This window comes from Pseudomonas sp. ES4, assembly GCF_050586665.1.
GTDB classification, from domain to species: Bacteria; Pseudomonadota; Gammaproteobacteria; order Pseudomonadales; family Pseudomonadaceae; genus Aquipseudomonas; species Aquipseudomonas frederiksbergensis.
In genome coordinates this window covers 46,774-59,498 of record NZ_JBOBDO010000023.1, presented here as the reverse complement: position 1 = coordinate 59,498, position 12,725 = coordinate 46,774, and the positions used below count along the sequence as shown (strand labels likewise).

Below are 12,725 nucleotides of genomic sequence, written 5' to 3'. Positions count from 1 at the left end.
AGTTTAGCGCCTCGGCTCCAGGACTTTTAAGCTGATTTTGTTTTTCTGGCGTCAGATTTTTACGCGGGGCGACGGCAGGTAACAGGGCAGGTAACGAAATGTGCCCGCGGAAATCCCGTAACAGGGGTTTCCGTGGGCGCGACGGTAATGCTCAGGCAGTTTCCCGCACGTTGAGAATGGTCAGAACGGTTTGCACATTTTGCGCGGCGTCACGACCCAGACTGGTCAGATAACCACCATCTGGCTGGGTGATCAGTTCTTTGTCGAACAGTCTTTGGGCGGCGGCAATGGCTTTCGGGGCAGCGGTCTGATGAATTTTCAAACCTTCCTGGGAACTGTCCAGGTTGAAGAGTGCGAGGATTTCCAGTTCGGCAACCAACTCAGGGGTAAGCGACATAAGGACTCCAGACTTTCTAGGAATTGGACGACAGCGCCCCTAAGGTGATCCCACTCGGGCGGCATGTCCAGTGCTCGCGACAGGGTTTTTTCGCCTTGGGAAGCGTTCCCCGGTGGGTGGTGCGGCAGCGGGGTGGGTTCAGTGTAGTCAGGGTCTGGGGGAGGGCGGGACTGATGGGTGACAATTTGTGTGGAAACGGGCTTTTGTGGTTGTGGAGGTTGCCTGTGGCGAGGGGGCTTGTCGGATCGCCGCACCGTCCCGTTGGGTCGCGAAGCGGCCCCAAAAAGCTCACGACTGCTGTGCAGCCGAACGGGGGCAAGCCCCCTCGCCACAGAAGCCAGCGTCCAACAAGTAGCGGTTATTTCTTTTCGGGCGGCAACTCTGGCAATGCACGCAGCGCAGCTTCGTACCACTCGGTGTTGAACGCGCGGTCTTCTTCGAGGATCGCGTCGATTTCCACGGCCAAAACGTGGGCCATCAGATTGAGGATTTCTTCACGTTCGTAACCCACCAGGGTCAGCTTGTTGAAGGTGGCCTTGGCGGCTGGCGGATTGTCGCTTTCGATCTGGTTTTCGATGGCTTCGACCAGGGTGTTTTCGGCGAACTCTTCTTCGTCGATCTCGTCGTTGTTGATGCCGGGGGTTGGCTCGCTCATGGCAGGCTCCTCAAGTTAAGGCGGCCAGTTTACCTGCATTCAGCGCTGTGATGCTGCTGGCAAGAAACGTCGCGGCATTCTATAAAAGGCACCTGCCAACCCCGCACGGCCTGGAGGCGATGTGATGCTCAAGCTTTATGGATTTTCCGTCAGCAACTACTACAACATGGTCAAGCTGGCGCTGCTCGAGAAGGGACTGCCATTTGAAGAGGTCCTGTTTTACCCGGGGACGAGCCCGGAGGCATTAGCCATCAGCCCTCGCGGGAAGGTGCCGGTGCTGGGTGTCGAACAGGGTTTCATCAACGAAACCAGCGTGATTCTCGAATACCTCGAACAAAGCCAGAAAGGCACGCCGCTGTTGCCGAGCGATCCCTTTGAACGTTCGCAGGTGCTGGCACTGGCCAAGGAAATCGAGCTGTACATCGAATTGCCGGGGCGTGCCTGCTACGCCGAAGCATTTTTCGGCATGACGGTGCCGGATGCGATCAAGGACAAGACCAAGGCCGAGTTGCTGCTGGGGTTTGCCTCACTGGGCAGGCACGGCAAGTTCACCCCTTATGTGGCAGGTGACAGCCTGAGCATTGCGGATTTGTATTTCCTCTACAGCGTGCCGTTGGCCTGTGCGGTGGCGCAGAAGCTGTTTGACCTGGATTTGCTGGCGGAGATGCCGGCGGCCAAGGCGCTGCTGGAGCGTCTGGGGGAAAAGCCGAATGTGCAGCGGATTGCAAAGGACAAGGACGCGGCAATGCCAGCGTTTTTGGCGATGGTCGCCGGCAAGAAGTAGGTTTTACCGCGTCTTCAAGACCGCTTTGCGAGCAGGCTCGCTCCCACAGGGGAACGCATTCCAAATGTGGGAGCGAGCCTGCTCGCGAAGCTTTTAGCGGTTTAGCGGCTGGCGAGTAACGCCTGGCCGCGAGCCACGGCCTTTTTCACCTGTGCCGGCGCAGTTCCGCCGATATGGTCACGGGCATTCACCGAGCCTTCCAGGGTCAGCACGGCGAACACGTCCTGATCGATCTGGTCGCTGAACTTGCGCAGCTCTTCCAGGCTCATTTCCGCCAGGTCTTTACCGCTTTCCACGCCGTACTTCACGGCATGGCCAACGATTTCGTGGCAGTCACGGAACGGCAGGCCGCGGCGAACCAGGTAGTCGGCCAGGTCGGTGGCGGTGGAGAAGCCGCGCAGGGCTGCTTCACGCATCATCGCGTGCTTGGGTTTGATCGCCGGGATCATGTCGGCAAAGGCCCGCAGCGAGTCGCGCAACGTGTCGGCGGCGTCGAACAGCGGCTCTTTATCTTCCTGGTTGTCCTTGTTGTAGGCCAGTGGCTGGCCTTTCATCAGGGTCAGCAGGCCCATCAGGGCGCCGAATACGCGACCGGTCTTGCCACGCACCAGCTCCGGGACGTCCGGGTTTTTCTTTTGCGGCATGATCGAGCTGCCGGTGCAGAAACGGTCCGGCAGATCTATGAACTGGAACTGCGCGCTGGTCCACAGCACCAACTCTTCGGAGAAACGCGACAAGTGCATCATCGCGATGCTCGCGGCCGAGCAGAACTCGATGGCGAAGTCGCGATCGGACACGTTGTCCAGCGAGTTGCCGCCCACGGCATCGAAGCCCAGCAGTTGAGCGGTGTATTCGCGGTCGATCGGGTAGGTGGTGCCCGCCAGTGCGGCGCTGCCCAGCGGCATGCGGTTGGTACGTTTGCGGCAGTCGACCAGGCGTTCGTAGTCGCGGCTGAGCATTTCGAACCACGCCAGCATGTGGTGCCCGAAAGTTACCGGCTGCGCGGTTTGCAGGTGGGTGAAGCCCGGCATGATGCTGCCGGCTTCACGCTCGGCCTGTTCCAGCAAGCCTTTTTGCAGGCGGGTGATTTCGCTCAGGATCAGGTCGATCTCGTCCCGCAGCCACAGGCGGATGTCGGTGGCGACCTGGTCGTTACGGCTGCGACCGGTGTGCAGCTTTTTACCGGTGACGCCGATGCGGTCGGTCAGGCGCGCTTCGATGTTCATGTGCACGTCTTCGAGGTCGATGCGCCAGTCGAACTGGCCGGCCTCGATTTCACCCTGGATGGTCTTCAGGCCATCAGTGATGCTGTCGCGCTCGGCATCGGTCAGCACGCCGACCTTGGCCAGCATCGTGGCGTGAGCGATCGAGCCCATGATGTCGTGGCGATACAGGCGCTGGTCGAAAGTGACGGAGGCGGTGAAGCGGGCGACGAAGGCGTCGACGGGTTCACTGAAGCGGCCGCCCCAGGACTGATTGGTCTTGTCAGTGCTCATGAATTCGCTCGTGTCGGCTGAAGAAAGATGGCGTAGAAAGCTGTCGCGGATAATAACAGGGTTGCCAATCCTGTCGGTGACACTGGTCGATACGTTTTTTTCTCAGGTGGCGGTCCATACTCGAATCAACGCCGAGGGGATTTGCGCAACGATATTTTTCAATTGAGCAATATCGTGCCGGCAACCGTCTACAGTTGGACAGTAGGATCAGCGCACTTCCAGACGCTGCAGCTGACCATAAGAAGAGGGGGGTGTTCATATTGTGTATCAACAAACCCTACGGTGAAGCCTCGCCAATGCGGGCCAGGACCGCCAAACGCACGACAGATGAAAATTTAGCCGTCGGTCGGGCGGCACTTTTTGGCCCTCGCGCTAGTCTTAGCGTGGATCGCGGTGACGGACGTCACTTCACCTGTCTACGCTATCCTTGTGCGAGACTCACGCAGGAATCCAGCGCAATATGAATGTCCTGATCGTTGATGACGAACCCCTTGCCCGCGAGCGCCTGAGCCGAATGGTTGGCGAACTCGAGGGATACAGTGTCCTGGAGCCTAGCGCCACGAACGGCGATGAAGCGTTGGCTCTGATCGACAGCCACAAACCCGATATCGTGCTGCTCGATATCGGCATGCCGGGCCTCGATGGCTTGCAAGTGGCTGCACGATTGTGCGAACGCGAAACCCCGCCCGCCGTGGTGTTTTGCACAGGCCCCGATGAATTTGCCGTGGAAGCCTTACAGGCCAGCGCCGTAGGCTATCTGGTGAAACCTGTGCGTACAGAACAATTACATGAAGCGTTGAAAAAAGCCGAGCGGCCCAATCGCGTCCAGCTCGCGGCCCTGACCCGTCCCGCCGCCGAAAGTGGCAGCGGGCCGCGCAGCCACATCAGCGCCCGTACCCGTAAAGGCATCGAGCTGATCCCGTTGGGTCAGGTGGTCTATTTCATTGCGGATCACAAATACGTGACCTTGCGCCACGAAGGCGGCGAAGTGCTGCTGGATGAGCCGCTCAAGGCCCTTGAAGATGAATTTGGCGACCGCTTCGTGCGAATCCACCGCAACGCGCTGGTCGCCCGCGAACGCATCGAACGCCTGCAACGCACGCCTCTGGGGCATTTTCAGCTGTTCCTCAAAGGCTTGAACGGCGACGCCCTGATCGTCAGCCGGCGGCATGTGGCGGGCGTGCGCAAAATGATGCAACAGCTTTAATCCGCCATTTACGGGCGGGTTTCATCCCGATTGCTGGATGCCTGAGGCCAGGGAGGCCACGCGGTTTTCTGATACAAGTCAAAGTGGATTTGGCTGAGCTGTTATTATCCGCCGTATCTATTCAGTACGGATTGATCCATGTCCTCTCGCGAAATCCGCATCGCCACCCGTAAAAGTGCACTCGCCCTGTGGCAGGCCGAATACGTCAAAGCCCGTCTGGAAGAGGCCCATCCGGGTCTGCTCGTGACGTTGGTGCCCATGGTCAGTCGCGGTGACAAGTTGCTCGACTCGCCACTGTCGAAAATCGGCGGCAAGGGCCTGTTCGTCAAAGAACTGGAAACCGCGCTGCTGGAAAACGAAGCCGACATCGCGGTGCACTCCATGAAAGACGTGCCGATGGACTTCCCTGAAGGCCTCGGTCTGTTTTGCATCTGCGAGCGCGAAGACCCGCGCGATGCATTCGTCTCCAACACCTACACCAGCCTGGACGAATTGCCGCCAGGCAGCATCGTCGGCACCTCCAGCCTGCGCCGTCAGGCCCAGTTGCTGACCCGTCGCCCAGACCTGGAGATTCGTTTCCTGCGCGGCAACGTCAACACGCGCCTGGCCAAGCTCGATGCCGGCGAATACGACGCGATTATCCTCGCTGCTGCCGGCCTGCTTCGTCTGGGCTTTGAAGATCGCATCACCTCGGCCATCAGCGTCGACGACAGTCTGCCGGCCGGTGGCCAAGGTGCGGTGGGTATCGAATGCCGCAGCATCGACAGCGAAATTCACGCGCTGTTGGCACCGCTGCACCATCAGGACACCGCCACCCGCGTGACCGCCGAACGTGCTCTCAACAAACATTTGAATGGCGGCTGCCAAGTGCCGATCGCCTGCTATGCCGTGCTTGAAGGCGAACAAATCTGGTTGCGCGGTCTTGTCGGAGATCCGAACGGCGGCCTGCTGCTTAGCGCCGAGGCTCGTGCGCCACGTAGCGATGCCGAAGCCCTGGGTGTGCAAGTGGCTGAAGACCTGCTGAGTCAAGGCGCCAACGACATCCTGAAAGCAGTCTACGGCGAGGCAGGTCACGAGTGACGGGTTGGCGCCTGCTGCTGACGCGTCCCGCGGATGAGTCGGCGGCGCTCAGCGGTTTTTTGGCCGAAAAGGGGATTTTCAGCAGCAGTTTGCCGCTTTTGGAGATCGAGCCGATTCCTGCCTCTGACACAATGCGCGAGATGATTCAGGGGCTGGATCGCTATTGCGCAGTGATAGTCGTCAGCAAGCCGGCTGCCAGAATTGCCGTGGATCTGCTCGACAGGTATCGGCCGCAACCCCCTCGTTTGAAGTGGTTCAGCGTAGGCGCAGCCACCGCGCAGATCCTCGAGGATCGCGGGTTGGACATCAGCTTTCCGGTGGGGGGCGATGACAGCGAAGCCTTGCTTGAACTTCCGCAGTTGCGCGAGGCCATTGCGCGGCCCGATCCGCGTGTGCTGATCATGCGCGGGGAGGGCGGGCGCGAGTTGCTGGCTGAGCGTTTGCGCGAGCTTGGTGCTAGTGTCGAGTATCTGGAGTTGTACCGCCGCGACCTGCCGCTGTACCCGCCGGCAGCGCTGCCTGACCGGATCGAAGCGGAACGCTTGAACGGGCTGGTGGTCAGCAGTGGACAGGGTTTTGAGCACCTGCATCAATTGGCCGGCGATGCCTGGCCGCAGTTGGCGCGGTTGCCGTTGTTTGTTCCAAGCCCCAGGGTCGCCGAGCTGGCACGTTCCGCCGGGGCCCAAACAGTTGTGGATTGTCGTGGCGCCAGTGCCGCGGCATTGCTGACGGCGTTACGGGAGCATCCCGGACCCGTTCTCTAATGCAAAGGATGGATACGTGAGCGAAACAGCCTTGCCTAAAGATGACGTCAAGCCAGTGCTCGATGCACCGGTTGAAGCACCGGTTGAAACCGGGCCACCTGCTGCAGTGCAGCGCCGAGGCAATGGGCTGGCAATCGTCGCGCTGCTGCTGGGCGCTGCCGGTGTTGCCGTGGGCGGTTGGGGAGTCTGGCAGGTGCGTCACCTGCAAGCCAACACTCAACTGCAGTTGAGACAGGTCCAGGCATTGAACGATCAGGCGCAGGAGCTGAAGCTCAATGAACAACGCCTGACGGCTCGCCTGGAACAAATGCCGGCCGCCGACGAGCTCGACGCGCGCAGTCGTTTGGTCACTCAGCTTCAAGGTGATCAGCAACGCTTGAACCAACGTCTGGAAACGGTTCTGGGCGCCAGCCGCAAGGATTGGCGCCTGGCCGAGGCCGAGCATCTGCTGCGTCTGGCCAGCCTGCGTCTTTCCGCGTTGCAGGACATCAGCAGTGCCCAGGCTTTGGTCCAGGGCGCCGATGAAATTTTGCGCGAACAGAACGACCCGGGTTCGTTTGCCGCTCGCGAGCAAGTAGCCAAGACACTGGTGGCATTGCGTAGCACCCAGCAGCCGGATCGCACCGGTCTGTTCCTGCGATTGGGGGCGTTGCGCGATCAGGTGATCAGCCTTACCGAGCTGGCACCCGAGTACAAGGACCGTGGCGAATCCCTGTTGGGTTTGACCGCCGATGGCGACGGCGCCAGTCGTTGGGCGCAATGGTGGGATCAGGTCTCGCGCTACATCCGCATCGACTTCAACGCCGACAAGAATGTGCGTCCGTTGCTGGCCGGGCAGAGCCTGAGCCAGGTGCGCCTGGCCCTGAGCCTGGCGCTGGAGCAGGCGCAATGGGCCGCGCTCAACGGCCAGGCCGCGGTTTATACCCAGGCGCTGGCCGAAGCGCGGGACGTACTTAAAGGTAACTTCAACCCGGACAACCCTCAGAGCAAAGTGATGCTTGAGCAGGTTGGCGAGTTGAGCAAGCAACCGGTCACCGTCGTCACGCCAGACCTGACCGGCACGCTGAGTGCGGTTCAGGGGTATCTGGAGCGGCGTAACGTCAACGCCGAGGACTCGATCAAACCGATGGCCAAACCTGCCGCGGACACCGTTCAGGAGGCGACGCCATGAAACGCCTCTATGTAATCGTGTTCCTGGTGATCGCCGCTGCTGCCGCGCTGGGGCTGGCGATCGCCGAGCATTCCGGTTACGTGCTGATCGCCTACAAAAGCTTCCGTTACGAATCGAGCCTGTGGGCAACCCTGGCGTTGGTCGCTGTGCTCTGGCTGGTGTTCTGGGGCATCAAGGCGTTGATCGAACTGGTGATGACCTCCAGCGGCGTGGTCAATCCCTGGTCGCGGCGCAATCGCAGTCGCCGGGTGCAGGTGGCGATTGAACACGGTCAGCTGGATCTGGCCGAAGGTCGCTGGGCCAGTGCGCAGCGTCATCTGCATCGGGCTGCGGAAGCCGAGCGCCAGCCGCTGCTTTACTACCTCGGCGCTGCCCGGGCCGCGAACGAACAAGGGCAATACGAGGAAAGCGACAATCTGCTCGAGCGCGCTCTGGAGCGACAGCCCCAGGCAGAGTTGGCCATTGCCCTGAGTCACGCGCAACTCCAGACCGACCGCGGCGATACCGATGGCGCCCTGGTGACCTTGCAAGCCATGCACGAGCGTCATCCTCATAACGTCCAGACCTTGCGCCAGTTGCAGCGCTTGCACCAACAGCGCGGCGACTGGTCGGCCGTGATTCGCCTGCTGCCGGAGCTACGCAAGGACAAGGTCCTGCCAGCGTCCGAGCTGGCCGAACTGGAGCGCCGGGCCTGGGGGGAGAACCTGTCCCTGGCGGCGCATCAAGAAGCAGACGGAACGGTCGGCTTGCAATCGCTCAATCGCGCCTGGCAGCAACTGACCTCAGCTCAGCGTCAGGAGCCGCAACTGGTGCTCGCTTATGCCGAGCAACTTCGGCAACTGGGGGCTCAGGTCGAGGCCGAAGAGATCCTGCGAACAGCGCTCAAACGCAACTACGACAGTCATCTGGCGCGCCTCTACGGACTCGTTCGCGGCAGCGATCCGGCCCGTCAACTGCACACCGCCGAAGGCTGGCTCAAGGATCATCCGGCCGACCCGAGCCTGCTGCTGACCCTGGGGCGCTTGTGTCTGCAAAGCAGCCTTTGGGGCAAGGCGCGGGATTATCTGGAAAGCAGCCTGCGCGTGCAGCGAAACCCGGAAGCCTGTGCGGAACTGGCGCGGCTGCTGGCGCAGCTGGGTGACACTGAACGCAGCAATCAGTTGTTCCAGGAAGGCCTGGGTTTGCTGGACGAGCGCCTGCTGGCGGCACCGTTGCCGGTTCCTGTTCACGCTTGAAGAGCGGATGACGGGTCGCTCCAAGGAGCGACCCAGCCGCCTGCAAATTGTCGGTATTTTCCCTTTGTAGTCCGTAAACGGCAAAGTCCTACAGAGGACTACACCTAATCCTCTCGTTCCTGTCGGGAATTCCCTACACTTCTGTTGAAGTGTCCCCGCTGGCCTGCCTTGAAAGCCTGCGGCGCTTTCCTCTACCGTAACCGCCTGTCTCTACTGTTACGGAAATGCCATGTCTTTGGCCTGCTCACGCTCCTTGTTTTTCATGGCTTTCATTGCAGGTGCCCTGGCCTTGGGCGTGTCCTATTACCTGGAATATGCGGTCGGCCTCAAGCCTTGCGGGTTGTGCCTGTTGCAGCGCTTTTGCCTCGCGTTGCTCACGGGTGTCTGCCTCGTGGCTTCGGTGCATGGGCCCGGCCGCTTCGGGTCTTTCCTGTATTGGGTACTCGGACTGTTTTGCAGTCTGGCGGGTACGATCACGGCATGGCGCCAGGTTTTGCTGCAGAGCGATCCCACGCATCAGCTGTTGACGTGTCCGCCTGATCTGGCGGTTCCGTACGAGGACATGCCCTGGTTTTGCCAGGTGACACAGATGTTCAAAGGGGTGGCCGAGTGCGCGGAGATTTCCTGGACACTGTTCGATCTGAGCATTCCTGAATGGAGTCTGCTGCTCTTCATGGCGATGACGATTTTAGGTATTTATCAGTTGCTGCGTCTTGCCTGGAAAGCGTGTCAGCGACCGCTCAGCGGCGGTTCGTCGCATCGGGCGCTGGCGGGTGATTAAACACTTGTATGAACTTTATCTCCTGCGTACCTTGAAGCCATTGTCGCGCGGGCATAATCTGGCCCGCACGTGTCATTGGAATTATGTTGCTCGAATGACGCTCTGCCTGGCCGATACTTGATTTTCAAGTGTGCGACGGGTGTAGGGCAGCATGACCCACAAGGGAAGAGAGATCACCATGCTCGAAAGTTGTCAGAATGCTCAGGAACGTTGGGGTGGAGTGCATCTGCTGATCGATCGCTGGTTGCAGGAGCGTCACGAACTGGTTCGGGCCTATGATGCTCTCGGCGCCAAGCCTGAGGCGCTGGGTGAGAATCGTAAGCCGTTGCAGGAATTCTGCGGCGTGCTGGTCGATTACGTGTCTGCCGGGCACTTCGAGATCTACGAACAGCTGACCGGTGAAGCCAAGGCGTTTGGTGACACTCGCGGGCTTGAGTTGGCCGAGACCATCTACCCTCGCATCGATGTCATCACCGAGAAGCTGCTGGCGTTCAATGACCTGTGTGATGCAGGTCAATGCGTGGCAGAGAAATTCAAAGAGCTGGGTGGCCTGTTGCACGAACGCTTCGAACTGGAAGACTGCCTGATCGAAGTGCTGCACACCGCTCACAAGGAAGAAGACCCGGTTCAGGCCTGAACCTCCTTCCTGCAAGACCTGCAAAAACGGTGCGCCATGCGCGCCGTTTTTCGTTTCCGGTATTCAGCCTGTGGCACCGCGCAGTTCGACTTCGAATACCAGTGGTGTGAACGGAGCAATCAGATCGCCGGCACCCTCGGCGCCATACGCCTCGGCCGATGGAATCACCAAGCGCCATTTCGCACCGACCGGCATTTGCTGCAACGCGCTGCGCCATCCGCTGATCACGCTATCGAGACTGAACCACTGCGGCTGACTGTTCTGATCGAACACCGTGCCGTCGGGAAGTCGGCCGATATACAGCACCTGGACTTTGCCGTTGGGGCCGGCTTTGGCCCCAGTGCCTGGCGCCAACTCCGTTAGCAATATCCCATCGGCCAACTCACGAACGCCCGGTCTGGTTTTTTCCTCGGCGAGAAAAGCCTGCTCTTTTTCGAGGGCGATTTCGCTTTGCGGCATGCTCGGTTGCAAGGCGACCTGGGCTTCGTGCTCGGCAAGAATCTGTTCGATCTGCTCATCTTTCAGTGCCAGGGGTTTGCCTTGATAGGCTTGTTGCAAGCCTTGGATCAGCGCCTGCAGTTGCAGATCAGGAACCTCCTGGCGCAGGCGTTCGCCGAGACTTGCACCCAAGCTGTAAGAGAGATCATGAGTGTCATTTTCCTGGGTTTTTTCGGCGGCCTGGGCCACTGAAAAAAACACGCACAGAGATAAAAAAAGGTAGCGCGACATGGGCACTCTCCGACCTGAGATGCGGGGGATTATGCCAGTGTGAATGCGCCCGACGGTGAACTGGTTTTGCGCAAGCGCAGAAGAATTTCAATCCGTTGCAACGCAGCGCTTTGGATACTGTCAACATGCCCTAGCGGCGGTAGCAGCAGAGGTCTAGTATGAGCCGCACCCACGTCAGCCAGGAGGTAAACCATGTCGGCCACCAAGAAGCCTGTAAATACCCCGTTGCACTTACTCCAACAACTCTCGAGCAGCTTGCTCGAGCATCTGGAAAACGCTTGTTCCCAAGCCTTGGCTGATGCTGAAAAACTGCTCGCCAAACTGGAAAAGCAACGCGGAAAAGCGCAAGAAAAACTGCACAAATCCCGTACCAAATTGCAGGACGCTGCGGCGGCCGGCAAGGCCAAGGCACAAGCCAAGGCCAAAGGCGCGGTGAAGGAGCTTGAGGACTTGCTCGATGCCCTCAAGGATCGTCAATCCGAAACTCGCAGCTACATTCTGCAACTCAAGCGCGATGCTCAAGAAAGCCTGAAACTGGCCCAGGGCGTCGGTCGTGTGCAAGAGGCTGTCGGCAAGGCGTTGTCCCTGCGTTCGGCCAAGCCTGCTTCGGCTCCTGCCAAGAAAGCCGCTGCCAAACCGGCTGCTGCAAAAGCACCGGCCAAGCCTGCTGCCAAACCGGCCGCCAAAGCACCGGTGAAAGCCGCAGCAAAACCAGCAGCAAAACCTGCGGCGAAAAAACCAGTCGCTGCCAGCGCTGCGAAACCGGCGGCTAAAACAGCCGCTGCCAAACCTGCCGCCAAGCCAGCCGCTGCCAAGCCAGCCGCTGCCAAAACAGCTGCCGCTAAACCGGCTGCAAGAACCGCTGCTGCTAAATCCGCGGTGGCGAAAACTGCAGCGACGAAAACAGCTGCCAAACCGGCTGCAAAAACTGCCGCTGCGAAACCTGCTGCCAAGCCTGCCGCGAAATCAGTCGCGACTAAAACTGCGGCCAAGCCAGCTGCAAAACCAGCTGCAAAAGCTGCAGCCAAACCGGCTGCCAAAACTGCTGCTGCAAAACCTGCTGCAGCCAAGCCAGCCACTGCTGCAAAACCTGCCGCAGCGAAACCAGCAGCCAAACCTGCCGCTGCCAAACCGGCTGCAAAACCAGCGGTGAAAAAACCGGTTGCCGCCAAGCCGGCCGCCGCGCCAGTTGCCAAGCCAGCCAATCCGGTTCCGGCGGCAACGTCTGCTTTAGCAGCGGCCACTTCGACAACGCCGCCAGCGCCAACGCCGGCCGCCGCATCGATCGCAGCAACCACCCCAACCAGCGCTTCCTAAGTGCCGGTTACCGCGACGCGCAGCTGATGCAGCGCGTCGCGGTCCAGGTGGGCGGCACCCGCCGCCACACCTTCCAGCCAGGCCGATAGATCGGTCGCCTCATCCTGCGGCCAACTCAACGCCAATCGTTCCAGTCGCACCAACAGATGTCGCTCGGCTTGCAGCTCGAGTGCCTTCACTTGTTCGCGTAACGCATTCAGTTCGCTATCGTCAGTGGCAACGACTTTCCAATTCACCCGCAAGGCTCGCAGCGGTTGCACCACGTCTGCGTCCCACGGCTCGGCCACGCTACGCAATTGCTGCAATCGGTGCTCGTTACAGGTGACGCCACGTTCTCCCAGCCACAGCCCGCACAGCAGCAAGCACACATTGATACCCGCCGACTGCAATTGCAGGCACGCGGGTTCAACGCCGGGACGGGCGTAAGTACTAAGGGAAAAGCTCCACAGGTCAGAGGACATAGTGCTACTCG

14 protein-coding genes are annotated in these 12,725 nt (G+C 60.1%); 9 read left to right on the top strand and 5 right to left on the bottom strand.

Going from position 1 to position 12,725, the window contains the following annotated elements:
- Window positions 1-151: 151 nt before the first annotated feature.
- Window positions 152-397 (bottom strand): TIGR02647 family protein, encoded by a 246-nt coding sequence (locus ACQ4OB_RS22310; protein WP_008150272.1) that lies wholly within the window; start codon window positions 395-397, stop codon window positions 152-154.
- Window positions 398-755: 358 nt separating this feature from the next.
- Complete coding sequence (locus ACQ4OB_RS22305) at window positions 756-1,052, bottom strand: hypothetical protein (protein ID WP_074871893.1); 297 nt, start codon at window positions 1,050-1,052, stop codon at window positions 756-758.
- A 124-nt stretch (window positions 1,053-1,176) separates the two neighbouring features.
- Here ACQ4OB_RS22305 and ACQ4OB_RS22300 point away from each other — a divergent pair, with 124 nt between their 5' ends.
- Window positions 1,177-1,836 carry a glutathione S-transferase family protein gene (locus ACQ4OB_RS22300; protein ID WP_074871892.1) on the top strand — a complete coding sequence of 220 codons (660 nt, stop codon included), beginning with the start codon at window positions 1,177-1,179 and terminating at the stop codon, window positions 1,834-1,836.
- Window positions 1,837-1,937: 101 nt separating this feature from the next.
- Here ACQ4OB_RS22300 and argH read toward each other — a convergent pair whose 3' ends face one another.
- A complete protein-coding gene (argH, locus tag ACQ4OB_RS22295) occupies window positions 1,938-3,332 on the bottom strand; it encodes an argininosuccinate lyase (RefSeq protein WP_033060676.1) in 1,395 nt (464 codons plus the stop codon).
- Window positions 3,333-3,792: 460 nt separating this feature from the next.
- On the opposite strand from argH, the gene ACQ4OB_RS22290 reads away from it, so the two are divergent.
- The 7 genes from ACQ4OB_RS22290 to ACQ4OB_RS22260 all read left to right on the top strand — a co-directional run bounded on the left by ACQ4OB_RS22290 (window position 3,793) and on the right by ACQ4OB_RS22260 (window position 10,207).
- Window positions 3,793-4,539, top strand: a complete 747-nt coding sequence (locus ACQ4OB_RS22290) for a LytR/AlgR family response regulator transcription factor (RefSeq protein ID WP_046045093.1) — start codon at window positions 3,793-3,795, stop codon at window positions 4,537-4,539.
- Window positions 4,540-4,677: 138 nt separating this feature from the next.
- On the top strand, window positions 4,678-5,619 hold the full coding sequence (gene hemC / locus ACQ4OB_RS22285) for a hydroxymethylbilane synthase (RefSeq protein WP_074871890.1): 942 nt from the start codon (window positions 4,678-4,680) through the stop codon (window positions 5,617-5,619).
- Window positions 5,616-6,383: a uroporphyrinogen-III synthase gene (locus ACQ4OB_RS22280; RefSeq protein ID WP_430956459.1), complete on the top strand. Its 768-nt coding sequence runs from the start codon at window positions 5,616-5,618 to the stop codon at window positions 6,381-6,383. The genes hemC and ACQ4OB_RS22280 overlap by 4 nt, the downstream gene beginning before the upstream one ends.
- Window positions 6,384-6,399: 16 nt before the next feature.
- A complete protein-coding gene (locus ACQ4OB_RS22275) occupies window positions 6,400-7,554 on the top strand; it encodes a uroporphyrinogen-III C-methyltransferase (RefSeq protein WP_430956458.1) in 1,155 nt (384 codons plus the stop codon).
- Window positions 7,551-8,789 carry a heme biosynthesis protein HemY gene (locus tag ACQ4OB_RS22270; RefSeq protein ID WP_074871886.1) on the top strand — a complete coding sequence of 413 codons (1,239 nt, stop codon included), beginning with the start codon at window positions 7,551-7,553 and terminating at the stop codon, window positions 8,787-8,789. The genes ACQ4OB_RS22275 and ACQ4OB_RS22270 overlap by 4 nt, the downstream gene beginning before the upstream one ends.
- A 229-nt stretch (window positions 8,790-9,018) precedes the next feature.
- Entirely contained in the window at window positions 9,019-9,570 is a 552-nt protein-coding gene (locus tag ACQ4OB_RS22265) for a disulfide bond formation protein B (RefSeq protein WP_074871884.1), read from the top strand.
- 178 nt (window positions 9,571-9,748) lie between these two features.
- Complete coding sequence (locus ACQ4OB_RS22260; RefSeq protein WP_033053386.1) at window positions 9,749-10,207, top strand: Rsd/AlgQ family anti-sigma factor; 459 nt, start codon at window positions 9,749-9,751, stop codon at window positions 10,205-10,207.
- A gap of 63 nt (window positions 10,208-10,270) precedes the next feature.
- Here ACQ4OB_RS22260 and ACQ4OB_RS22255 read toward each other — a convergent pair whose 3' ends face one another.
- Entirely contained in the window at window positions 10,271-10,936 is a 666-nt protein-coding gene (locus tag ACQ4OB_RS22255) for an FKBP-type peptidyl-prolyl cis-trans isomerase (RefSeq protein WP_074871882.1), read from the bottom strand.
- Between the two features lie 192 nt (window positions 10,937-11,128).
- Here ACQ4OB_RS22255 and ACQ4OB_RS22250 point away from each other — a divergent pair, with 192 nt between their 5' ends.
- Complete coding sequence (locus ACQ4OB_RS22250; protein WP_430956457.1) at window positions 11,129-12,253, top strand: AlgP family protein; 1,125 nt, start codon at window positions 11,129-11,131, stop codon at window positions 12,251-12,253.
- Here the strand turns inward: ACQ4OB_RS22250 and ACQ4OB_RS22245 are convergent.
- Window positions 12,250-12,714 (bottom strand): TIGR02444 family protein, encoded by a 465-nt coding sequence (locus ACQ4OB_RS22245; protein ID WP_074871878.1) that lies wholly within the window; start codon window positions 12,712-12,714, stop codon window positions 12,250-12,252. The genes ACQ4OB_RS22250 and ACQ4OB_RS22245 overlap by 4 nt on opposite strands.
- Window positions 12,715-12,725 lie beyond the last annotated feature (11 nt).